The organism is Staphylococcus sp. EG-SA-2 (assembly GCF_017152085.1).
In genome coordinates, this window is sequence record NZ_JACYHC010000743.1 from 1 (window position 1) to 1,562 (window position 1,562).

Annotated in this window: 1 protein-coding gene and 2 pseudogenes; all 3 read right to left on the reverse strand. The window is 33.6% G+C overall.

The features are described from left to right. Window positions 1-197: pseudogene (splD, locus tag IDG60_RS13545) on the reverse strand (serine protease SplD); the annotation flags it as partial. A gap of 120 nt (window positions 198-317) precedes the next feature. Beyond that, window positions 318-1,037 (reverse strand): serine protease SplC, encoded by a 720-nt coding sequence (splC, locus tag IDG60_RS13550; RefSeq protein ID WP_001038872.1) that lies wholly within the window; start codon window positions 1,035-1,037, stop codon window positions 318-320. A 57-nt stretch (window positions 1,038-1,094) separates the two neighbouring features. Continuing rightward, a pseudogene (gene splB / locus IDG60_RS13555) lies at window positions 1,095-1,562 on the reverse strand (serine protease SplB); the annotation flags it as partial.

Below are 1,562 nucleotides of genomic sequence, written 5' to 3' on the forward strand. Positions count from 1 at the left end.
CCAACTACAAATCCTGTTCCAGCGCCCATCCATGTAACACCACTGTATGGTGCAACATTCGTGTTGGTAATTAATTTCACACTATTTTCTGCTTTGGCTGTTTGTTGAATACCATCAACCACTGTTGTGCCGACACCAGTTATTGATGTTAAAATCGTCAATGCCGCAATACTTTTGATGATTATATTTTTATTCATTTTTGTGCTCCTCTGTTTATTCATGATGCTTTTGATATAGACGTTTTTTTATGTTATATTCGACCGATGTTTTTCATTAAAATTATTGAACACATGCTCATGGTGTATATTTAAATTTGTTTATTGTTCAATGTGCTTTTGAATAAAATCTTTGATTTGAGGCGTAAAGTATACGGCACCATTATATTCAGAACCAATTTTTCCAATACCGCCATACACCACACCTATGACCTCATTGTTAGAATTTAGAACTGGTGATCCTGAATTCCCGGGTTCAATGTATGCATCAAAATTTAAAATATTGTCTTTGATTCTTTTTATAGTTCCTGTAGATTCAAACTGTTTAAAACTATTTTGAGCAGGTAATGGGTAACCAATAACTTTAATTTTGTCATCAACTTTAGCATCTTTCGCAAAATTGAATGCTTGGACATTTTCATTAAAATTAAAGCCTTTTGGTCCACGTTCAACTGCTTGTTCTTCAATATTCATGACAGAGATGTCTTCATCACCCGGATAATCAGAAATGCTTTTAATTTTATATATACCACCATTTCCTTTGTCACCGTTTGGATGGGCAGTAATTCTATCGCCAACTTTATAATCTTTTGATACATGTTTATTGGTGATAATTGTATTTTTTCCAATTACAAAACCTGTCGCATCCTTAAATGAAACGACGCCATTATATGGAAAATTATTTGTATCTTTAACTTGCGTAACATTCTTCTCTGCATTTGCTATTTGTTGTGTCTCTTCAACGACTGCAGCATTTATTCCAGTTACTGAGGTTAGAATGGCTAATGCTGCCATGCTTTTAATGACTATATTTTTATTCATTTTCAAGCTCCTTTACAATTCGAGATATGTTGCAACGCTCGTTTAAAGTCAATTTGTTTATTTATCTATGTTTTCTGCAATGAATTTTTTAATTTCTGGTGTAAAGTAGACGCCATATGCATTTCTGTTATCATCATTTTTTACATCAGAAGCAAAATGAATACCAACTAATTCGTTGTTGCTGTTTAATACAGGTGATCCAGAGTTTCCGCTTTCAGTATGCGCTGAATATACAATACTGCTACCTTCTACTGACATCACAGGGCCAGTTGACTCATATAAAACATATTTATTTTTGTATGGGTGTGGATAACCAATCACTTTAATTCGCTCACCAGCTTTAGCCCCTGCCGCATATTTGAATGGCGTTACATTATCATTAAAATTAAAGCCTTTTGGTCCACGTTCTATTGCACGCTCTTCAACTTGAATGACTGATACATCTTCTTTACCTGGATAATTAATAATCTTTTTAATCGAATAAATACCACCATTACCTTTATCACTATTTGGATGTGCAGTAAT